The sequence below is a fragment of the Streptomyces sp. NPDC107765 genome, from assembly GCF_055657085.1.
Window position 1 is genome coordinate 82,989 of the sequence record NZ_JBVKBL010000014.1, and the last position, 20,330, is coordinate 103,318.

Annotated in this window: 16 protein-coding genes and 1 tRNA gene; 12 read left to right on the forward strand and 5 right to left on the reverse strand. The window is 72.4% G+C overall.

From position 1 onward, the window contains the following. Positions 1 to 92: 92 nt before the first annotated feature. On the reverse strand, positions 93 to 650 hold the full coding sequence (locus ACZ7MX_RS29590; RefSeq protein ID WP_472136401.1) for a DUF6314 family protein: 558 nt from the start codon (positions 648 to 650) through the stop codon (positions 93 to 95). Positions 651 to 881: 231 nt separating this feature from the next. Between ACZ7MX_RS29590 and ACZ7MX_RS29595 the strand changes: the two genes are divergently transcribed. From ACZ7MX_RS29595 to ACZ7MX_RS29605, 3 genes are read left to right on the forward strand one after another with little or no spacing between them, the layout of a single operon-like run. Continuing rightward, complete coding sequence (locus ACZ7MX_RS29595; RefSeq protein ID WP_472136403.1) at positions 882 to 2,351, forward strand: aldehyde dehydrogenase family protein; 1,470 nt, start codon at positions 882 to 884, stop codon at positions 2,349 to 2,351. Then, positions 2,348 to 3,976: an APC family permease gene (locus tag ACZ7MX_RS29600; RefSeq protein ID WP_472136405.1), complete on the forward strand. Its 1,629-nt coding sequence runs from the start codon at positions 2,348 to 2,350 to the stop codon at positions 3,974 to 3,976. The genes ACZ7MX_RS29595 and ACZ7MX_RS29600 overlap by 4 nt, the downstream gene beginning before the upstream one ends. A 14-nt stretch (positions 3,977 to 3,990) precedes the next feature. Further along, positions 3,991 to 5,553, forward strand: a complete 1,563-nt coding sequence (locus tag ACZ7MX_RS29605) for a GMC family oxidoreductase (RefSeq protein WP_472136407.1) — start codon at positions 3,991 to 3,993, stop codon at positions 5,551 to 5,553. 375 nt (positions 5,554 to 5,928) lie between these two features. Here ACZ7MX_RS29605 and ACZ7MX_RS29610 read toward each other — a convergent pair. Both ACZ7MX_RS29610 and ACZ7MX_RS29615 read right to left on the reverse strand, forming a co-directional pair. Continuing rightward, positions 5,929 to 6,016, reverse strand: a tRNA-Leu gene (locus ACZ7MX_RS29610). Between the two features lie 653 nt (positions 6,017 to 6,669). Continuing rightward, positions 6,670 to 7,011, reverse strand: coding sequence for a chorismate mutase (locus ACZ7MX_RS29615; RefSeq protein ID WP_472136408.1), 342 nt, complete (start codon positions 7,009 to 7,011; stop codon positions 6,670 to 6,672). A gap of 260 nt (positions 7,012 to 7,271) precedes the next feature. Here ACZ7MX_RS29615 and fdhD point away from each other — a divergent pair, with 260 nt between their 5' ends. Beyond that, positions 7,272 to 8,120, forward strand: coding sequence for a formate dehydrogenase accessory sulfurtransferase FdhD (gene fdhD / locus ACZ7MX_RS29620; protein WP_472136410.1), 849 nt, complete (start codon positions 7,272 to 7,274; stop codon positions 8,118 to 8,120). Positions 8,121 to 8,162: 42 nt separating this feature from the next. On the opposite strand, the gene ACZ7MX_RS29625 is transcribed toward fdhD, so the two are convergent. Continuing rightward, positions 8,163 to 8,612, reverse strand: coding sequence for a MarR family winged helix-turn-helix transcriptional regulator (locus ACZ7MX_RS29625; protein WP_472136411.1), 450 nt, complete (start codon positions 8,610 to 8,612; stop codon positions 8,163 to 8,165). Between the two features lie 136 nt (positions 8,613 to 8,748). Between ACZ7MX_RS29625 and ACZ7MX_RS29630 the strand changes: the two genes are divergently transcribed. After that, complete coding sequence (locus ACZ7MX_RS29630; protein ID WP_472136413.1) at positions 8,749 to 9,690, forward strand: quinone oxidoreductase family protein; 942 nt, start codon at positions 8,749 to 8,751, stop codon at positions 9,688 to 9,690. Between the two features lie 238 nt (positions 9,691 to 9,928). Continuing rightward, positions 9,929 to 11,905, forward strand: coding sequence for an exo-alpha-sialidase (locus ACZ7MX_RS29635; protein ID WP_472136415.1), 1,977 nt, complete (start codon positions 9,929 to 9,931; stop codon positions 11,903 to 11,905). Here the strand turns inward: ACZ7MX_RS29635 and ACZ7MX_RS29640 are convergent. Next, positions 11,788 to 12,939, reverse strand: a complete 1,152-nt coding sequence (locus ACZ7MX_RS29640; protein WP_472136417.1) for a bile acid:sodium symporter family protein — start codon at positions 12,937 to 12,939, stop codon at positions 11,788 to 11,790. The two genes, ACZ7MX_RS29635 and ACZ7MX_RS29640, sit on opposite strands and share 118 nt — an antisense overlap. A gap of 250 nt (positions 12,940 to 13,189) precedes the next feature. On the opposite strand from ACZ7MX_RS29640, the gene ACZ7MX_RS29645 reads away from it, so the two are divergent. From ACZ7MX_RS29645 to ACZ7MX_RS29670, 6 genes are all read left to right on the forward strand, one after another. Beyond that, positions 13,190 to 14,053: a LysR family transcriptional regulator gene (locus ACZ7MX_RS29645; RefSeq protein ID WP_472136419.1), complete on the forward strand. Its 864-nt coding sequence runs from the start codon at positions 13,190 to 13,192 to the stop codon at positions 14,051 to 14,053. 262 nt (positions 14,054 to 14,315) lie between these two features. After that, positions 14,316 to 16,142, forward strand: coding sequence for an AMP-dependent synthetase/ligase (locus ACZ7MX_RS29650; RefSeq protein ID WP_472136421.1), 1,827 nt, complete (start codon positions 14,316 to 14,318; stop codon positions 16,140 to 16,142). A gap of 120 nt (positions 16,143 to 16,262) precedes the next feature. Beyond that, positions 16,263 to 17,270, forward strand: a complete 1,008-nt coding sequence (locus tag ACZ7MX_RS29655; protein ID WP_472136423.1) for a hypothetical protein — start codon at positions 16,263 to 16,265, stop codon at positions 17,268 to 17,270. A gap of 14 nt (positions 17,271 to 17,284) precedes the next feature. Next, on the forward strand, positions 17,285 to 18,118 hold the full coding sequence (locus ACZ7MX_RS29660) for an aldo/keto reductase (RefSeq protein ID WP_472136425.1): 834 nt from the start codon (positions 17,285 to 17,287) through the stop codon (positions 18,116 to 18,118). Positions 18,119 to 18,313: 195 nt separating this feature from the next. Then, positions 18,314 to 19,105 carry a VOC family protein gene (locus ACZ7MX_RS29665; protein ID WP_472136660.1) on the forward strand — a complete coding sequence of 264 codons (792 nt, stop codon included), beginning with the start codon at positions 18,314 to 18,316 and terminating at the stop codon, positions 19,103 to 19,105. A gap of 129 nt (positions 19,106 to 19,234) precedes the next feature. Beyond that, positions 19,235 to 20,326 (forward strand): DUF1266 domain-containing protein, encoded by a 1,092-nt coding sequence (locus ACZ7MX_RS29670; RefSeq protein WP_472136662.1) that lies wholly within the window; start codon positions 19,235 to 19,237, stop codon positions 20,324 to 20,326. Positions 20,327 to 20,330: the final 4 nt, after the last annotated feature.

Here is a 20,330-nt window from a genome sequence, read left to right on the forward strand (position 1 = left end):
CGGAAACCACAGCCGTCCCCCGTAACGCAACTACGGGGGGCGGCTGCTTGCTCTGAAGGATAAGGGCGGTGGATACGCCGGGACCGCCGCGCTCAGCCCACCGTCCGCCGGTACCGCGTGCGCAGCAGCTGCCGCTTGGCCGGGCCGGTGACCCGCCACTCCAGGTGCCACTCGTCCGCCGAGCGGACCGTGAAGGTCCCCTTGTAGCGGTCCTCGGCGCAGGGATGGACGGCGGTCCAGTGGCCGGTGCTGAGGTCGAGGTCGTGGAAGGGCCGGCCGTCGGCGAAGTCGATCTCGGCGCTGCCGTCGGGGCGGGGCCGGAGGCGGAGCGTCCGGCTCGCCGGGTAGGCCGTGCCGTCCCAGGTCAGCTCCCCCTCCTCCACGTGCAGCAGCGCGCCGCCGGCCGGGTCGGGCCGGAAGCCGGCGGTGCCGTGGAAGCGGCCTGCGGTGCCGGTCCGCAGGTCGTGCACGGTGCGCTCGATGCTCCAGCGTCCCGACAGATACCCGGCGACATCGGGAACCGGTAGCAGCGGCCCCTCGTGCGGGTCCGCCTCGTACGGCCCATTCGCGTACGGATCCGCCTCGTGTGGATCCTCCTCGTACGGGTCCGGAGCCTGCCGTTCCTCGGGTGCTGGCTGCGCGCTGGACATGGCCCCATTCTCCCGTCCGCCCGCGCCGTCACCCCATCGGCCCCGCCCGGGCCCCCGCCGTCCCCGCCGGACCTTCGTACCGTGCGGACCCGCGGCGGCCGTCTTACGCTCGGTGCAGTGATCGTCACGGAGGGGCGCACGGCGGGCCGGACGGTGGCCGGGCGCCCCCGGACCGTCCGCCGTGCCCCGCGCTGCCGCCCCGTGAGCGCCCGGAGAACGAAAGGCACCACCATGCCGGAGCTGTTCATCGGCGGTCAGTGGACCGCAGCGGCCGACGGGCAGGTGCGGGAGATCCGCTGCCCGGCGGACGGCACGCTGGTCGCGACCGTCGACGAGGGCGGGCCGAAGGACGTCGCGGCCGCGGTCACCGCGGCCCGCACCGCCTTCGACGACGGCCCCTGGCCGCGCACACCGGCGGCCGAACGCGGCCGGCTGGTGCTCCGCGTCGCCGAGCTGCTGGGACGCGACAAGGACGCGCTGGCCAGGGCGGAATCGCTGGACACCGGCAAGCGGCTGGTGGAGAGCGAGTACGACATGGACGACATCGCCAACTGCTTCCGCTACTTCGGCAACCTCGCCGCGGCCGGCGGCACCGACCGGGTGGTGGACACCGGCATCGCGGAGACCGACAGCACGGTGCGGCACGAGCCGGTCGGGGTGTGCGCCCTGATCACCCCGTGGAACTATCCGCTGCTGCAGACCGCGTGGAAGGTCGCGCCCGCACTGGCCGCCGGCAACACCTTCGTGCTGAAGCCCAGCGAGCTCACCCCGCACACCGCCGTCCACCTGATGCGGCTGCTGGACGAGGCCGGGTTGCCGGCGGGTGCCGGCAACCTGGTGCTGGGCACCGGCCCGGTGGTGGGCGCGCCGCTGACCGAGGACCCGCGGGTGGACATGGTGTCGTTCACCGGCGGACTGCTCACCGGGCGGCGGATCATGGCCGCGGCGGCGCCGACGGTGAAGAAGATCGCCCTGGAGCTGGGCGGGAAGAACCCGAACATCGTCTTCGCGGACGCGGACTTCGACACCGCGGTCGACTACGCCCTGACGGCGGTCTTCCTGCACTCGGGACAGGTCTGCTCGGCGGGCGCCCGGCTGCTGGTCCAGGAGGAGCTGCACGACGCGTTCGTGGACGAGCTGGTCTCGCGCGCCCAGCGGATCCGGCTGGGCGGGCCGTTCGACGAGCACGCCCGCACCGGCCCGCTGATCTCCGCCGAGCACCGGGCCAAGGTCGAGGCGTACGTGGCGGCCGGGCTCGACGAGGGCGCGGTGCTGCTCTGCGGCGGCTCGGCGCCGGACGACCCGTCGCTGGCGAACGGCTACTACTACCTGCCGACGGTGCTGGACGAGTGCACGCCGGACATGTCGGTGATCCGCGACGAGTCGTTCGGGCCGGTGCTGACCGTCGAGCGGTTCCGTGACGAGGACGAGGCGGTCTCGCTCGCCAACGACACGGTCTACGGCCTGGCCGGGGCGGTGTGGACGCAGGACGGCGAGCGTGCGCACCGGGTCGCCGCACGGCTGCGGGCCGGCACGATCTGGATCAACGACTTCCACCCGTACGTGCCGCAGGCGGAGTGGGGCGGGATGAAGCAGTCCGGTGTGGGCCGGGAGCTGGGGCCGGCGGGGCTGGCGGAGTACCAGGAGGCCAAGCACGTCTGGCGCAATACCGCGCCACGTCCGCAGAGGTGGTTCGAATGACCGCGCCGGGCCCGCCCCGCCCGGAACCCGGGAACGGCCCAGCACACGGGAACGATCAAGCGCACGGGGACGAGCACGCGCACGACGACGCCTCGCTCGCCGAACTCGGCTACAAGCCGGAACTCAAGCGCACGCTGGGCAACTTCCACACCTTCGCCGCCGGGATCAGCTACATCTCCATCCTGACCGGCACCTTCCAGCTGTTCTACTTCGGTATCGCGCACGGCGGCCCGGCCTACTGGTGGTCCTGGCCGATGGTGTTCGCCGGCCAGCTGATGGTGGCGCTGTGCTTCTGCGAGCTGGCCGCCCGGTACCCGGTGGCCGGTTCGATCTACAACTGGTCCAAGAAGCTGGGCGGTCCGCACATCGGCTGGCTCGGCGGCTGGCTGATGCTGACCGCCTCGATGGTGTCGCTGTCCGCGGTGGCGCTGGCGTATCAGGTGACGCTGCCGCAGATCTCCTCCTGGTTCCAGTTCATCGGCGACGGCACCGGGAAGTCCGCGGCCGCCAACGCCGTCCTGCTCGGCACCGTCCTGGTCGCCTTCACCACCCTGGTCAACGCCTTCGGCGTGAAGCTGATGGCCCGGATCAACTCCGCGGGCGTGGCGATCGAGCTGATCGCCGCGGTCGTCCTGGTGCTGCTGCTCGCCGCGCACGTCACCCGCGGGCCGAGCGCGGTCACCGACACCTTCGGCCTGGGCAGCGGGGAGACCCTCGGCTACTTCGGCGCGTTCCTCACCGCGTCCCTGGCCTCGGCGTACGTCATGTACGGCTTCGACACCGCCTCCTCGCTCGGTGAGGAGTCCAAGGACCCCGGCCGGAACGCCCCGCGCGCGATCCTGCGGGCCCTGATCGCGTCGTTCCTGATCGGCGGGCTGATCCTGCTCTTCGCCCTGCTGTCCGTACCGGACCTGCACGCCAAGGAGCTGTCGGTGGACGGCCTCCAGTACGTCGTGCTGGCCACCCTCGGTTCGACGATCGGGCAGATCGTGCTGTGGTGCGTGGTCATCGCGATCACGGTGTGCGAGCTGGCGGTGCACACCGCGGGCATCCGGCTGGCGTTCGCCATGGCCCGGGACAACAACCTGCCGGCCTCCTCGCTGCTGGCCAAGGTCAGCCCGCGGTTCCAGACTCCGGTGCTGCCGGCGATCATCATCGGGCTGGTGGCGGTCGGCATCCTGTTCCTCAACGTCAACCAGCCGCAGATCTTCTCGGTGATCACCAGCATCGCGATCATCATGATCTACCTGGCGTACCTGGCGGTGACGCTGCCGATGCTGGTGCAGCGGCTGCGCGGCAACTGGACACCGCTCAAGGGCAAGTTCTCGCTGGGGAAGTTCGGGCTGCCGGTCAACGTCCTCGCGGTGCTGTGGGGCGCGGGCATGTCCCTCAACCTCGCCTGGCCGCGCGCCGCGGTCTACAACGCGACCGGCCCGCAGCACTGGTACCTGCGCTGGGGCGCGTTCCTGTTCATCGGCGTCGTCGCGCTCGGCGGCTTCGCCTACTACTGGTTCGTCCAGCGCAAGAAGACCGGTGTGCTGGCCATGCATGCCGCCGAGCTCCCCGACGACACCCTGCCGGGCGGCCCGGGCGGCCCGGGCACCCCCTCCTCCCCCACCCCCTGACTGGAGACGGCCCGATGTCCCAAGAGATCCCTGCGGACGAGTTCGACTACGTCGTGGTCGGTGGCGGCACGGCCGGCGCGGTCGTGGCGGCCCGGCTCAGCGAGGACCCCGCGGTCACCGTCTGCCTGCTGGAGGCCGGCCCGAGCGACGTCGACGACGACAACATCCTGCGGCTGGACCGCTGGATGGGCCTGCTGGAGTCCGGTTACGACTGGGACTATCCGGTCGAGCCGCAGGAGAACGGCAACAGCTTCATGCGGCACGCCCGCGCCAAGGTGCTCGGCGGCTGCTCCTCGCACAATTCCTGCATCGCCTTCTGGGCGCCCGCCGAGGACCTCGACGAATGGGCCGTGCTGGGCTGCACGGGCTGGCACTCCCGGGACACCTTCCCGCTCTTCACCCGCCTGGAGAGCAATGACGCACCCGGCGACCACCACGGCCGCACCGGCCCGGTCACCCTGCGCACCGTCCCGCCGCACGACCCCTGCGGGGTGGCCCTGCTGGAGGCGTGCGCGGCGTCCGGCATCCCCACCACCCCCTTCAACACCGGCCGGACCGTCGTCCGCGGCGCCAACTGGTTCCAGATCAACTGCCGCCCCGACGGCACCCGTTCCTCGTCCTCGGTGTCCTACCTCCACCCCGTCCTGGGCACCCGCCGCAACCTGGACGTCCGCACCGGGCTCCAGGCCAAGCGCCTGACCTTCGACCCGGACCGGCGCTGCACCGGCGTGGACTACCTGGCTCCCGACCTGATCCGCACCCACGGCGTACGCGCCCGCCGCGAGGTCATCGTCTCCTGCGGCGCCATCGACACCCCGAAGCTGCTGATGCTCTCCGGCATCGGCCCGGGCGACCACCTCCGCGACGTCGGCGTGGACGTCCTGCTCGACTCCCCCGGTGTCGGCGCGAACCTCCAGGACCACCCGGAGGGCGTGATCATGTGGGAGGCCAAGCAGCCGATGGTCACCTCGTCGACGCAGTGGTGGGAGATCGGCATCTTCGTCGACACCGAGCCGGGCCTGGACCGCCCGGACCTGATGTTCCACTACGGCTCCGTGCCGTTCGACCTGAACACCTACCGCCGCGGCTACCCCACCTCGGAGAACGCCTTCTGCCTCACCCCGAACGTCACCCGCGCCCGCTCCCTGGGCACCGTGCGCCTGCGCACCCGGGACTTCCGCGACAAGCCGAGGGTCGATCCGCGCTACTTCACCCACGAGCACGACGTCCGGGTGATGCTCCACGGCCTGCGGCTGGCCCGCGAGATCGTCGCCCAGGCCCCGATGGCCGACTGGGCCGGCCCGGAACTCGCACCGGGCCCCTCCGCCCGGTCCGACGAGGAACTGCTGGACTACGTCCGTGCCACCCACAACACCGTCTACCACCCCGCCTGCACGGTCCACATGGGCGCCCCCGACGACCCGGCCGCCCCGCTCGACCCGGAACTGCGGGTCAAGGGCGTCAGCGGTGTGCGGGTGGCCGACGGCTCGGTGATGCCGTTCCTGCCGGCCGTGAACCCGTGCATCACCACGATGATGATCGGCGAGAAATGCGCCGACCTGATCCGCGCCACATGACCGACCCCCGCGCCAGGCCCCCCGCGCGCACATCAAAGACCTACGAGGTGGGCTCCCTTCGCCGGCATTGTCCGGATCAGGTGCTTGGGGGTCGCCGTCCGGTCCGCATGACCTTTCAGCCTCTCAGCCCGACCTTCACTCACGTCCTCGGCGAGAACCGAAATCCTCGTTGCGAGGTCCGCTCCAATCGGACTCCCTCGCTCGCCCCGTAGGCCGGTCTTCAGGATACTCCCGGCCAAAGGGGATGGAATACCCCCGGAGCATGTTTTTCGGATAATTTCCGACATCTCCCGCGATCACCCCCGGCATGCCTCCCACACCTCCCAGACATGCAGAAAACCCCTGGTCAACCAGGGGTTTCCAGGGGTCCTCATATGGTGTCCGAGGGGGGACTTGAACCCCCACGCCCGATAAAGGGCACTAGCACCTCAAGCTAGCGCGTCTGCCATTCCGCCACCCGGACTAGGTGTGATCTTCGCGGGGCGTTTCCCGCGGCGACGTGGACAACCATATCAAGGTTTCGGAGTGCCTTGCGCTGCGCCTGGCTCTCCCCCCACGTACCCGTCTGTCCCTCCGTCGGGGTTGCTCGCCGTTGCGCTTTGCGGCGCCCCGCACGTACCCGTCTGTCCCGCCGCGGGGCTCGCTCGCCGTTGCGCGCTTGGCGGCGCCTCCCACGTACCTGGCCGTCCCGCCGCGGGTCGTCTCGCCGTTGCGCCTGGCGGCGGGCGTGGTGTTTTCGGGTGCGGTGCCGGCCCTCCAGACTTCGTCCTCCGGTCCAGCCCCTCCCGTTGGAGGGGGTTTCAGCTGAGTGGGGGCGGGCCTGGTCCGTTGCCTGCACGCGCGTGGGCATTGCGTACACCCCCACCGGCCTTTTCCTTCCCCCCAACGGGAGGGGACGGGCCGGAGGGGCCTTGTTCGTGGACGTAAAGCGCCAGCAGTCCACGAACAAGGCCCCGGAGGCCCGTCACCGCACCCACCACAAACCCAGCCCGCCGCAGGCGCAACGGCGGCCAAGCCCCGCGGCGGGACAGACAACTACGTGCGGGGGCGCCGCCAAGCGCAACGGCGAGACGACCCGCGGCGCCGCAGACGGGTACGTGGGAAGAAAGCCAAGGCTCAGCGGTGGTTCTGTTTGGCGATGGCCTTATGGTGGCGGACCACTTCGTCGATGATGAAGTTGAGGAACTTCTCCGCGAACGCCGGGTCCAGCCGGGCGTCCTCGGCCAGGCGGCGCAGGCGCTCGATCTGTGCCGCCTCGCGGGCCGGGTCGGCGGGCGGCAGGCTGTGCCGGGCCTTGAGTTCACCGACCTGCTGGGTGCACTTGAAGCGCTCGGCGAGCAGATGCACCAGCGCGGCGTCGAGGTTGTCGATGCTGCCGCGCAGATAGCGCAGTTGCTCACGGGCCGCCTGGTCGGCGACGGTGGCCGCTTCGCCGGCCGCCGGTGTCCCTTCGCTCATGTGCCTCTCGCCATCCGTGTCGTTCCGGTGCGTCGCTCGCTACTTCGCTGTGATCACCTGCACATTACCCGGCTGAGGGGTGGCTGCCGGGTGCGGTCTCGCGGATCGGACCACATAGGCCGTGGCCGGTCGCAGTCGCCGCCGGCGTCCGCCGCGGCGTCCCGGCGGCCTCGGATGCGAGGCCGGTCCGTACGTGCAGGACAATGAGATCGTGAAGCGCTTCGGCCACCAGCACATACCGAACCGGGACTGAGGACGACATGGGACGAGTCACGGAGCGACGCAAGGTCATCCGCATCCGGGACGGGGCGGTCTCCACCCGTCCGGACACGCTCGTCGCCGAGGAACCACTGGAGATCCGGCTGAACGGGAAGCCGCTGGCGATCACCATGCGCACCCCGGGTGACGACTTCGCGCTGGCGGCGGGGTTCCTGGTCAGCGAGGGGGTGCTGGGCGGCGCCGGTGATCTGCAGAACATCGTGTACTGCGCCGGTGCGACGGCGGACGGGGCGAATACGTACAACGTGGTGGACGTGAAGACCGCGCCGGGCGTGACGGTCCCCGACATCACCCTGGAGCGGAACGTCTACACGACCTCGTCCTGCGGGCTGTGCGGCAAGGCGAGCCTCGACGCGGTGCGTACGACGGCCCGCTGGCCGATCGATGACACCCCGCCGCTGCGGCTGGAGACGGAACTGCTGGCCGGCCTCCCGGACCGGTTGCGGGCGGCCCAGCGGGTCTTCGACCGGACCGGGGGGCTCCATGCGGCGGCCCTGTTCACCGAGGACGGCGAACTGCTCGACATACGGGAGGACGTGGGGCGGCACAACGCCGTCGACAAGCTGATCGGCCGCGCCCTGCAGAACGGGCAACTGCCGCTCTCCCGGACGGTGCTGCTGGTTTCGGGGCGGGCGTCGTTCGAGCTGGCGCAGAAGGCCGTGATGGCGGGGATCCCGGTCCTGGCCGCGGTCTCGGCCCCGTCGTCGCTGGCCGTGGACCTGGCGGCGGAGACGGGTCTGACCCTGGTGGGCTTTCTGCGCGGTGCGTCGATGAACGTGTACGCGGGTGAGCACCGCCTCGCCCTGCCCGCGACGGCCGCGACGAGCTGAGGCCGGGCGGCGGACCGCTTCCCGGGCGGCCGTCCGGGCCGGTCACTGTTCCGGCACGGCGATCCGGGTGAGCAGGGCGATCAGCTGGGCGCGTTCGTCGGGGGTCAGGGCCGCGGTGAGTTCCGCGTTGGCCTGGTCGCCGAGCTGCTGGGTGCGGCGGAGCCGCTGTTTGCCGGCCGGGGAGATCTCGATGGCGTTCTTGCGCCGGTCCTTGGGGTCGGGGGTGCGGGTGACCAGTTGGTCCTTCTGCAGGTCGTTGACGAGGGCGACCATGTCCTTGGGGTCGATGCCGACGGTCCGGCCGAGCTCCGCCTGGGAGACCGGGCCGAGCTCGTCGACCGCCGACAGGACGGCGTGGTGCATCATCCGCATGCCCTCGGTGGCGAGGGCTTCGGCGACCAGTCGGTGGCCGCGGGCCGCGGCGCGGCCCAGCAGCCAGCTGGGGAGGGCACGGATACGGCTGGGGGCGTAGGGGGTGTCGTCGTTGGACATGGGACCACCGTAGCCAATTTCATGGGGAGCACCAACGAAAAACCATTGGCAGACCCAATGGTTTGTGGTTATCGTTGGGGCACCCAATGAAACCGGCCGGCACTCGTCGGCCGACTCTTCCCGGAGGTGCCGGCCCATGCGCCGAGTCCGATTCCATTCCTACGGCGGTCCCGAGGTCCTGCGCGTCGAGGAGGCCGAGGCGCCGGTGCCCGGTCCCGGTGAACTCCTGGTCCGCACCGAGGCGATCGGCGTCACCCTGCCGTCCGTGCGGCGGGTCCGCGGCGACGGCAAGGGCGGCGGCGATCCGCTTCCTTCGATGCCCGGCGGGGAGATCGCCGGCGAGGTCGTCGCGCTCGGCCCGGACGTCACCGGCTTCGCCGTCGGCGACCGCGTCACCTCGCTCACCCTCACCGGCTCGTACACCGAACTCGCCCTGGCGCCCGCCTTCCTGGCGAGCCGGATACCGGACGGGGCGAGCGCGGTGGACGCCGTGGCGCTGGTGCGCAGCGGGCACGTCGCGCTCGCCGCGCTCAGCACCGGGGACCCGCGGGGCGCCGAGTCGGTGCTGATCACCGGCGCGGCCAGCGGCACCGGGCACCTCGCCGTCCAACTGGCCAAGTTGCAGGGCGTGCCGCGGGTGGTGGCCGCCGTGAGCTCGGCCGCCAAGGCGGAGTTCCTGTACGGCCTGGGCGCCGACGAGGTGGTGACGTACGACCAGGAGTCCTGGGGCGAGCCGGTCGACGTGGTGCTGGACGGGGTGGGCGGAGAGGTGCTGCCGCGGGCACTGGCCGCGGTGGCCGAGGGCGGCCGGCTGGTCTTCTTCAACTCCGGTGGCGGGACCATCCCGGCGTACGAGCTGCTGGCCGGTTCGAAGACCGTCATCGGGCTGACCATGCGCCGGTTCGCCGCCGTCCACCCGGAGCGGTACGAACGCCACCGCGAACAGCTGTGGGAACTGGCCGGTTCCGGGCGGCTGCGGGTGGCGGTCCATGCCGAACTCCCGCTGGCGGACGCCGCGAAGGCGCACGAGATCATCGAGGGGCGGACCAACCTCGGCAAGGTCGTACTGCGGCCGTGAGCGCCGGCGACCGGCCACCGGCCGCCGGCGACATCGCAGGGCTGGGAAGGCGGGAGAAATACGGCTTGGGAGGGCGGGGCAGGTGCGGCCGGGCGGGTGAATTCCGGTTGGGGCACGGAGAACCGTCGCACCTCCTTGTCGCGGTCCGCACGCGGCAGTAGCTTCCGTCAGGGATGCACATAGGACGTGGGATGTCCTGATGACCCGACCGCCGATCCCTCGAAGGGCAGGCCGGACCATGACGTCAGTTCTCCGCGCACACCCCAGCCCCCGTCGCAGATCCAGGCGCCGCCGCGCCGCCCTCCTGCTCTCCGCGGTGACCGCCGCAGCCCTCACCCTCCTGCCGAACTCCCCCGCCCAGGCGGCACCCGACGCGGCGCCGGGCGCGTCCGGCGCCGCCGCGGCGGCACCGCCGGCCGGCGGCTTCGAGCAGCAGGTCCTCTTCAAGGCCGCCCGGGAACAGGGCTACTTCTGCTTCCGGATACCGGCCGTGGTCAGGTCCACCCACGGCACCCTGCTCGCCTTCGCCGAGGGCCGGCGGCACGACTGCGGCGACTCCGGCGACATCGACCTGGTCCTCAAACGCTCCACCGACGGCGGCCGCACCTGGGGTCCGCTCCAGGTCGTCAATCGCGGCGACGGCGACACCCACGGCAACCCGGCGCCCGTCGTGGACCGCCGTACCGGCCGCATCGTGCTGGCCGAGACGTACAACAAGGGCCGGACGGACGGCCTCAGCTGCGACGTGCCCTGTGACCGCACCCCGCACCTCCAGTACAGCGACGACGACGGGGACACCTGGTCCGCGCCCCGTGATCTGACGTCCGACATCCGGCCCGCGCGGTGGAATTCCTGGTACGCCACCGGCCCGGTGCACGGCATCCAGCTCACCCGCGGGCGGCACGCGGGCCGGCTGGTCTTCGGCATCAACGCCGAGAGCTACGCGGGCGATCGGGTCACCGCCAACCACGCCGCCCTGGTCCACAGCGACGACGACGGGGACACCTGGAAGGTCGGCGCGCTCGACACCTGGCCGATCGCCGCGAACGGGCTCTTCCGCCAGAAGCCCTCGGAGATGACGCTGCTGGAACGCGCCGACGGTGCGATCTACGTCAACGGCCGCGAACAGGACGGCACCGACCTGGGACATCGGACGTGGGCGGTCAGCCGCGACGGCGGCGGCTCCTTCACCGCCCCGTTCCGCGCCCTCCCCGACCTCTACACGCCGATGGTGCAGGCCGCCGCGCTGCGCCTGCCGCACTCGTCCGCCGCCGGCGGCCGCAGCCGCACCCTCTTCGCCGCGCCCGCCGACCCCGACCGCCGCCGGACCATGACCATCCGCTCCTCCTGGGACGAGGGCCGCACCTGGGAGGGCGCCGACCGGGGCGCCCGGGTCACCACCGACTGGTCCGGCTACTCGGACCTGGTCGCCATCTCCCCCGACGTCACCGGCCTGATGTACGAGGGCGGCCGGGCCGACGCCCGGGACGAGATCCGCTTCGTCCGCTTCACCGAGGAGTGGCTCGGCCCGCGCCGCGGCCCCGACCCCACGACCCGCGACACCGCCCCCGGCGCCCGGCCCGCGCTCGTCCTCGGCGGTCCGCGCCGCACCGACGGCCGGTTCGGCGGGGCGCTCGACTTCGACGGCAAGGACGACGCCGTACGCCTCCCGTTCCGCACCTCCCTCCCGCTGGGCACACAGGACTTCACCTGCAGCCTGTGGTTCCGTTACGAGGCCAGGACCGGGGAGCAGCCGCTGCTGTGGATGGGCGGGGTGGGCACCAGGGCACCGCAGGTCGCGCTGGAGGGCGATCCGGTGCACGGCAGGATCGTCGCCCGGCTCACCGCGGTCGACGGCGCCGAGCCGGCCGCCACCGCCCAGGCCGTCACCAACGGCGCCTACAACGACGGCGACTGGCACCATCTGGCGCTGCGCCGCACCGGGGGCCGGCTGCTGCTCACCGTCGACGGCACCGAGACCACCGTCGTCCCCGACGTTCCGGGGTCGGTCAGCCGCGGTTCGGTCTTCGGCGTCCACCTCGGGCAGAAGCCGGACGCCCGCGCGCAGTTCACCGGCGCGCTGGACGAGGTGCGGGTCTACCGCCGGGCGCTGACCGACGCGGAGCTGTCCGGCGTCCGCGCGGACGACGCCCCCGTGAGCGCGCCGCTGGTGCTGGGACTGTCGTTGGACCGGGTGGGCGGCCCGGGCAGGTAACTCCCGCCGCCGGCCGCCGCGGCGGGATCGTCGCCCTCCCGCCGCGGCTCCGGTGCCGCCGCCGCGTCCGCGCCCCACCGCCGGGCCAGCACGGCACACACCATCAGCTGCATCTGGTGGAAGAGCATCAGCGGCAGCACCGCCAGGCCGGCCTGGGCACCGAACAGCACGCTGGCCATCGGCAGCCCGGCCGCCAGGCTCTTCTTGGACCCGGCGAAGGTGATCGCGATGCGGTCCGCGCGGTCGAAGCCGAGCCGGCGCGCCCCGTACGACGTCCCGGTCAGCATCACCGCGAGCAGTACGGCCTCCACGCCCAGCAGGCACAGCAGCCGCAGCGGCGAGACCTGGTGCCAGATGCCCTGGACCATCCCGGCGCTGAAGGCGCTGTAGACGACGAGCAGTATCGAGCCGCGGTCCACCTTGCCGAGGGCCTTCTTGTGGCGGGTGAGGAACGGCCCGATCCAGCGGCGCAGGAATTGCCCGGCCAGGAACGGGAGCAGCAGCTGGCAGACGATCGGGACCAGCAAGCCGGCCGAGAACCCGCCGCCGCTGCCGGGCAGCACCAGCCCGGCGAGCAGCGGGGTGACGACGATGCCGACGAGGCTGGAGAAGGAGCCGGCGCAGATCGCGGCCGCGACGTTGCCGCGGGCGAGGGAGGTGAAGGCGATCGACGACTGGACCGTCGAGGGCACCAGGCACAGGAACAGCAGCCCGGTGTGGAGGGCGGGCTGCAGGACGTACGGGACGAGCCCGCGGGTGGCCAGGCCGAGCACCGGGAAGACGGCGAAGGTGCAGGCCAGGACGGTCAGGTGGAGCCGCCAGTGGCGCAGGCCGGCCATCGCCTCGCGGGTGGAGAGCCGGGCGCCGTAGAGGAAGAAGAGCAGCGCGACGGCGGTCGTGGAGGCGCCGTCGGCGACCGTGGCGGCCGGTCCGCGGGCGGGCAGCAGTGCGGCCAGCGCGACGGTGCCGACCAGCGCCAGGATGTAGCCGTCCACGGGGAGCCAGGAGGGCGGCTTGGGCAAGGAGTGGCGCATCGTCTCTCTTCGGTGGTCCGGCGGCCCGGCGGGCGGTACGGGGGCAGGGCGGGGGGCGGTGCGCTGTCCAGGGTGCCGGGCCGGGCGGCGATCGGGAAGCCCTCTTACCGTGGTCACTGTCATCATGGATCGCGATGGCCCGGTGATGCAGCGGGATGGATCGCGATGGTTCGGGAGGGATCGCGGTGACTCTCGCGAGGGCCGGGCCCGTGATCGTCGGCGTCGGCCACCCCGCACCCCTGGAGGTGTCATGTTCGAGCCCGTGCAGCTGCGCACCTTCCTGGCCGTGGCGCAGACGCTCAGCTTCACGCAGGCCGCGCAGCGGCTCGGGCTGCGGCAGTCCACCGCGAGCCAGCACGTGCGGAAGCTGGAGGAGGCGGCCGGGCGGCGGTTGTTCGTCCGGGACACCCATGGTGTGGAGCTGACCGAGGACGGCGAGGCGATGCTCGGCTTCGCGCGCACGATCCTGGAGGCGAACGAGCGGGCCGCGAGCTTCTTCGCGGGGACCCGGCTGCGCGGCCGGCTGCGGTTCGGGGCGTCGGAGGACTTCGTGCTGACCAGGCTGCCGGAGATCCTCGAAGGGTTCCGGCGGGACCACCCCGAGGTCGATCTGGAGCTGACCGTGGAGCTGTCGGGCACGCTGCACGAGCTGCTGGCGGCCGGGCGGCTGGATCTCGTGCTCGCCAAGCGGCGTCCGGAGGAGACCCGCGGCCGGCTGGTGTGGCGCGACCGGCTGGTGTGGGTGGGCGCCGAGCGGCTGCGGCTGGATCCGCAGCGGCCGGTTCCGCTGGTGGTCTTCCCGCCGCCCGCGGTCACCCGGGCCCGGGCGCTGGAGGCGCTGGAGCGGCAGGGTCGGGAGTGGCGGATCGCCTGCACCAGCGGAAGCCTCAACGGACTGATCGCCGCAACCCGGGCAGGTCTGGGCGTTATGGCGCATACCAAGGGCATGATCCCGCCAGGTCTGGTTCAGATTCCGCCACGCTCGGGTCTGCCGGAACTGGGCGGCGTGGATTTCGCTCTTCTCCATGGGCGGCGCGATCGCGCGGCCCGGGGCCCGGCGGAGGCGCTGGCCGAGGCGATCCTGGCCGGCGGCGACCGGCTGCAGCTTCCGTAGCGGGCGTGACCACGGATGTTCCGCGAACAGAGCGTGTGATCCGGTGTCAGGTGCAGAGATTTGGTGCAGATATGGTCCCGGCGTCGTGATCGTCCGGCGTTGAACAGCCCGGATCGTGTCCCTGCTTCTCCGAAGTCATCCGTTTTCTCCTCTTGGCGCGTTCCCGCGGGGACGTCTTCGCGCCGTGCTGGGCACCTGCCGGACGACGCCCCCGTGGGGTACGGTCGCGGCCTTGTGAGCAACACCACGAGGAGCTAGGTCATTGCGCGAGTTCACCGTCCCCCCTCTGGCGACCGCGCCCCGGGTCGGCGGGCTGGCGGATGCCGTGTACGACAACGCCGAGGCCGATCCCGGGCGCGTCGCGCTGGCCCGCAAGGACGACGCGGGGAACTGGCAGGACGTCACCGCCGCCCAGTTCCGGGACGAGGTGATCGCGCTGGCCAAGGGCCTGCTCGCGCAGGGCGTCCGGTTCGGCGACCGGGTCGGCATCATGTCCCGTACGCGCTATGAGTGGACCCTGTTCGACTTCGCGCTGTGGTCGATCGGCGTCCAGTCCGTCCCGCTGTATCCGACGTCCTCCGCCGAGCAGGTCTTCTGGATGCTGCACAACGCGGGCGTCTCGGCGTGCCTGGTGGAGCACGAGGACCACGCGATGACCGTCGGCTCGGTCGTCGACCGGCTTCCGCACCTGCGCAAGCTGTGGCAGCTGGACGCCGACCCGGTGGCCGAGCTGACCGCGGCCGGTGCGCACATCGACGACGACGTGGTGCACCGCCACCGGATGGCGGTCACCCCGGACGCCACCGCGACGCTCATCTACACCTCGGGCACCACCGGCCGGCCCAAGGGCTGTGTGATCACCCACGCCAATTTCATGGCCGAGTCCGACAACATCGTCATGCGCTACGAGACGGTCTTCACCTCGAAACCCAACGACGAGGCGGCGACCCTGCTGTTCCTGCCGCTGGCGCACGTCTTCGGGCGGATGGTGCAGGTCGCCGCGGTCCGCGGCCGGGTCAAGCTGGGCCACCAGCCGGAGCTGGCGGCCCGGGCGCTCCTGCCCGACCTGCAGACCTTCCGGCCGACGTTCATCCTGGCGGTGCCGTACATCTTCGAGAAGGTCTTCGCCGCGGCCCGGCGGAAGGCCGAGGCGGAGGGCAAGGTCGGCCCGTTCGACAAGGCCGTGGAGATCGCGGTCCGTTACGCCGAGGCGCAGGAGAACAAGGCGTTCGGCACCGGCTCGGGCCCCAGCGCCTCCCTCCGGATGCAGCACCAGCTCTTCGACAAGCTGGTCTACAGCAAGGTCCGTACGGCGATGGGCGGCCGGGTGCGGCACGCGATGTCCGGCGGCTCGGCGATGGGGCGCCGGCTGGGGCTGTTCTTCGCCGGTGCCGGGGTGCGGATCTTCGAGGGCTACGGCCTGACCGAGAGCACCGCCGCGGCCACCGCCAACCCGCCCGAGCGGACCCGCTTCGGCACCGTCGGCACGCCCGTCCCCGGCACGACCGTGCACATCGCGGAGGACGGCGAGATCTGGCTGTACGGCGGTCAGGTCTTCCAGGGCTACCACAACGACCCCAAGGCGACCGACGCGGTGCTGCACGACGGCTGGTTCGCCACCGGTGACCTGGGCGCCCTCGACGAGGACGGCTATCTGACGATCACCGGGCGGAAGAAGGAGGTGCTGGTCACCTCCGGTGGCAAGACGGTCTCGCCGGTGTCCCTGGAGGAGCGGGTGCGGGCGCATCCGCTGGTCGCCCAGTGCATCGTCGTCGGCAACGACCGGCCGTTCATCGCCGCGCTGGTCACCCTCGACCCGGAGGCCGTCGCGCACTGGCTGGCCATGCGCGGCAAGCCGGAGATGCCGCCGTCGGACCTGGTGCGCGACCCGGACCTGGAGACCGAGATCCGGCGCGCCGTGGTGGCCGCCAACACGCTGGTCTCGCAGGCCGAGTCGATCCGTACGTTCCGGATACTGGCCCACCAGTTCACCGAGGAGCACGGGCTGCTGACGCCGTCACTGAAGCTCAAGCGCAAGGCGATCGAGACGGCGTACTCGGTCGAGGTGGACGCGCTGTACAAGGGGTGAGGCGTCCCCGGGCCGGGGATCCGGGCCCGGCAGGGCGGTGGCCGGGATCCCCCGTGCGGCGGAGCCGGATCGGTCCCGGGCACGAGGATCCCGGGCCGGCGGCGCAGCAGACTCCGCTGCATGCACTCTCGCCGTCTCACCGTCCTCGGCCGGATCGCGGTCGTCGCCTGCCTGCCCTATCTGGCGCTCAAACTGCTGTGGGTGCTGGGCTTCGACGTCGGTGTGGTCGACACCCACCGCATCGGCCGCGCCGCCTGGTTGGCGGCCAACCTCTTCACCTTCCTGCTCGACGCGGTCGCGGCGGCGGTGGCGCACGCCCTGACCCGCCCGGGCGGCCGGCGCGCCCCCGCCTGGCTGCTGGCCTTCCCGCTGTGGATGGCCTCCGGGCTGCTGGTGCCGCTGGTCACGGGCGTGGTGGGCGGCAGCGTCGCGGGTCTCCTGACGGGCCGGCCCAACCCGATGGCGGCCGGGGACTTCCTCGAGCCCTGGGTCTGCGCGGTGGTCTACGGCGGCTTCCTCGTGGAGGGCGTGACCCTGCTCGGCGCCTTCGCGGTGTACGCGCACCAGCGGTGGGGCGGCCTGCTGCGGCGCCCGGTGGACGCGCTGCCGGACACCGGCAGCCGGGCGCTGCAGCGGAGCTTCCTGGTGCCGGCGGCGGTGCTGCTCGCCGTACTGGGCGGTGTGCAGGTGCTGTGGGGCGCGGGCTCGACGCTCGGGGTGCCGGCGGGTGACGCGGCCGGGCGTACGGTGCTGAGCGCCGCGTCGGACTGGTCGCAGGGTCTGCTCTCGCTCGCCGGCGCGGCCGGGCTGCTGCTCCTGGTCCTTCCGCGGCTCCGGCCCCGGCTGCGGGTGCGGGTGCCGCTCGCCCTGGCATGGACGGGGGGTGCCACGGCGTTCGCCTGCGGCGGCTGTCTGTGGCTCGGCCGGGCGGTGGCCGACGGCCTCTCCCCCGGCGCGCCGGCGGTCTCCGGCGGGCTGCCCGGCCTGGTGGGCGCGCTGGAACTGTTCGCCGGGGTGGTGGTGCTGTGCGCGGGCGGCTTCACCCTCGGCGAACTCACCGCCGGCGTGCGCGGGAATGTGCCGGGGCGGATGATCGTTGAACGATCCGGAACACGAACGTCGACGTAAGGACCGATCCCCCCGTGAGCAAGGTTCCGTCCATCACGCTCAACAACGGCATCGCCATGCCGCAGCTCGGCTACGGCGTCTGGCAGGTCGAGGACGACCAGGCGTTCACCGCCGTCGGACAGGCCCTGGCCGCCGGCTACCGCAGCATCGACACCGCGGCGGCGTACGGCAACGAAGAGGGCACGGGCAAGGCGCTCGCCGCCTCGGGCATCCCCCGGGAAGAGCTGTTCGTCACGACCAAGCTGTGGAACTCCGCCCATGGCTACGACGCGGCGCTCCGCGCCTTCGACGCCTCGCTGACCAAGCTCGGCCTGGAGTACGTGGACCTCTACCTCATCCACTGGCCGGTCCCCTCCAAGGGCCTCTCCACCGAGACCTACAAGGCGCTCGAGAAGATCCTCGCCGACGGCCGCGCCAAGGCCATCGGCGTCTCGAACTTCCTCCCCGAGCACCTGCAGCGGCTGCTGGGCGAGACCTCCGTCGTCCCGGCCGTCAACCAGATCGAGCTGCACCCGCACCTCCAGCAGGAGGAGTCCCGCGCCTTCCACGCCCGGCACGGCATCGCGACCGAGGCCTGGTCGCCGCTCGGCCAGGGCCGGGGCCTCCTCGACGACCCGACGATCGGCCGGATCGCCGCCAAGCACGGCAGGACGCCCGCCCAGGTGGTGCTGCGCTGGCACCTCCAGATCGGCAATATCGCCATCCCGAAGTCCGTCACCCCCTCGCGGATCGTCGAGAACATCGACGTGTTCGGCTTCGAGCTGGACGGTGACGACCTCGCGGTGCTGGCCGGCCTGGACACCGGCAGCCGCCTCGGCCCGGACCCGGCCACGTTCGACATGGCCTGAGTCCCGCGCGCCCGGCGCCGCCCGGACCGCCGGGCGGCGCCGTGCCATGGGCGGTCCGGCCCGAGTGGCGGGGTCGGCGGACGGCAGGAAGTGTGGAGGGTGGAGCGTGCGGCGTCCCCGGGCGTGCCCGGCGAGCGGTTCGCGCGGCCCGGCCCGCCCCTGTCCCCGGCCCGCCCCTTCCCCGAGGAGGCCACGATGCCCGACGTCACCTCTCCCTATCAGCCCGGGACCCCCTGCTGGGTCGACCTCGCGGCCCCCGACCAGCAGGCCGCCATCGATTTCTATGCGAGCGTCTTCGGCTGGACCGGTGAGATCGGGCCCCCGGAGACCGGCGGTTACGCGGTGTGCCGACTGAAGGGCAGGCCGGTGGCCGGCATCATGGCCGCGCTCTCGATGGCCAACCAGCCCCCGCCGCCCACGGTGTGGACCACCTATCTCGCCGCCGACGACGCGGACACCGCCTCGGAGGCGGTCAGCAAGGCCGGCGGCACGATCCTGATGCCCGTCACGGACGTGATGTCGCTCGGCCGGATGTGCATCGCGGCCGACCCGACGGGGGCGGTGTTCGGCGTCTGGCAGGCCGTCGACTTCCCCGGCGCGGGCATCGTCAACGAGCACGGCGCGCTGATCTGGAACGAGCTCAACACCACCGACCGTTCCGCCGCGGCCGCCTTCTACCAGGCCGCACTGGGCATCGAGAACGTCCCCCTGCAAGGCGCCGACAACTACTACGCGCTCAAGGTGAAGGACCGTGCCGTGGGCGGTATGCAGCCGATGTCCGAGCAGATGGCGCCCGACACGCCCTCGCACTGGCTGCCGTACTTCTCGGTGGCGGACACCGACCGGACGGTGGAGAAGGTGACCGCGGCCGGCGGCGCGGCGCTCCAGCAGCCGTTCGACATGATGGCCGGCCGGATGGCCGTGGTGACGGACCCGCAGGGCGCCACCTTCGCCGTGATCACGCCGAACCCGCTGAACCAGGGCTGACGGTCCGAAACCGGAGGACCGCGGCCGGGCCGTCGGGCGGCGACCGCGCGGCCTTGCCGGGCCGGCAACCCCGAAGTCCGCAGCGCACGGCGGTGCTCGTAGGGTCGGGGCGTGGCAACTCCGGGATGGATGCCGCCGACGGACACCGAGCGGCGGCTGTACGAAGCGACGGCGCGTGGTGACGGGGACGGACAGGTCGCCGCGATCGCCGGTGAGGACCTGTATCTGGCGGCCCCGCAGCAGGGCCAGGACCCGCTGCCCGTCTACGACGACCCGGCGGTGGGCGGGACGTGCATCCCCGTCCTGACCCGCGGCATGCTGCCGCCGTGGCAGCCGCAGCAGTACTTCGACCGGGTGTCGCTGGAGGAGCTGGCGCAGGACTGGCCGAACGACAAGTGGCGGCTGGCGGTCAACCCCGGCACGCCGTGCGCCGCGTACCTGGCCGCCACGCCCGCCCACCGGGCCGGCTGGCTGCGGGTCCGCGCCCAGGTCGGGGTGCGGCCGGGCGGGCTGCTCGTCACGCACTTCGGCGGTCCGCTGCACGGGCCGGTGGCGCAGGGGCTGGCGTGCGGCGCGCCGCTGGCGGTGCATCACAGCGTGCCCTGGAACGAGCTGGGGACGGCGTTCCTCGACCCCGCGACGGACGCCGACACGCTGCGCGAGCAGTGGTCGGTGACCGATCCGGTGGGCTGGCAGCAGCGCCTGGAGCAGTTGCTGGCGGGCCGGTTCGCGCCGGCGGACGCCGAGTCGGCGCTGCGCGCCCGGGCGGACCGGCGCACCGGGGACACAGGCGGGAACGGGTCACCGGAGGCGGCGGACGCGGCGCCGGCCACCGCTGACGTGGCGCCCCACCCGCCCCACCTGCCCGAGCTGGTGACCCGGTACGAGGAGCGGTTCCGCGCGGACGGGCTGCTGCCGGCCGGCGGTGCGGTGCTGTCCGTGGTGGCGCTGGACCTCGCCCATGCCGTGGCCCTGGTCCGGTGGGGCCTGGGCGCCCGGCTGTGCGCGCCGCCGCAGGCCGCACAGGCGGTCCAGCGCGCCGGGGCACGGGCCGCGGAGGTGTACGGCTCGTGGGAGGAGTTCGCCGCGGGGTACGCCCTGGGCCGGGTGCTGGCCTTCGACAACGGCTGGTTCGGTGCCGCGTACGCGGAGACGGTGCATCTGCACCGGGTGCTCACCCAGGATCCGTCCTCGCCGTGGCGGGGCCTGCCGTTCGCCTGATCCC

What these genes read in the sequence shown, in the direction of transcription:
- ACZ7MX_RS29590 (WP_472136401.1), bottom strand. Translation starts at nt 650, where the DNA reads ATGTCCAGCGCGCAGCCAGCACCCGAGGAACGGCAGGCTCCGGACCCG.
- ACZ7MX_RS29595 (WP_472136403.1), top strand. Translation starts at nt 882, where the DNA reads ATGCCGGAGCTGTTCATCGGCGGTCAGTGGACCGCAGCGGCCGACGGG.
- ACZ7MX_RS29600 (WP_472136405.1), top strand. Translation starts at nt 2,348, where the DNA reads ATGACCGCGCCGGGCCCGCCCCGCCCGGAACCCGGGAACGGCCCAGCA.
- ACZ7MX_RS29605 (WP_472136407.1), top strand. Translation starts at nt 3,991, where the DNA reads ATGTCCCAAGAGATCCCTGCGGACGAGTTCGACTACGTCGTGGTCGGT.
- ACZ7MX_RS29615 (WP_472136408.1), bottom strand. Translation starts at nt 7,011, where the DNA reads ATGAGCGAAGGGACACCGGCGGCCGGCGAAGCGGCCACCGTCGCCGAC.
- fdhD (WP_472136410.1), top strand. Translation starts at nt 7,272, where the DNA reads ATGGGACGAGTCACGGAGCGACGCAAGGTCATCCGCATCCGGGACGGG.
- ACZ7MX_RS29625 (WP_472136411.1), bottom strand. Translation starts at nt 8,612, where the DNA reads ATGTCCAACGACGACACCCCCTACGCCCCCAGCCGTATCCGTGCCCTC.
- ACZ7MX_RS29630 (WP_472136413.1), top strand. Translation starts at nt 8,749, where the DNA reads ATGCGCCGAGTCCGATTCCATTCCTACGGCGGTCCCGAGGTCCTGCGC.
- ACZ7MX_RS29635 (WP_472136415.1), top strand. Translation starts at nt 9,929, where the DNA reads ATGACGTCAGTTCTCCGCGCACACCCCAGCCCCCGTCGCAGATCCAGG.
- ACZ7MX_RS29640 (WP_472136417.1), bottom strand. Translation starts at nt 12,939, where the DNA reads ATGCGCCACTCCTTGCCCAAGCCGCCCTCCTGGCTCCCCGTGGACGGC.
- ACZ7MX_RS29645 (WP_472136419.1), top strand. Translation starts at nt 13,190, where the DNA reads ATGTTCGAGCCCGTGCAGCTGCGCACCTTCCTGGCCGTGGCGCAGACG.
- ACZ7MX_RS29655 (WP_472136423.1), top strand. Translation starts at nt 16,263, where the DNA reads ATGCACTCTCGCCGTCTCACCGTCCTCGGCCGGATCGCGGTCGTCGCC.
- ACZ7MX_RS29665 (WP_472136660.1), top strand. Translation starts at nt 18,314, where the DNA reads ATGCCCGACGTCACCTCTCCCTATCAGCCCGGGACCCCCTGCTGGGTC.
- ACZ7MX_RS29670 (WP_472136662.1), top strand. Translation starts at nt 19,235, where the DNA reads ATGCCGCCGACGGACACCGAGCGGCGGCTGTACGAAGCGACGGCGCGT.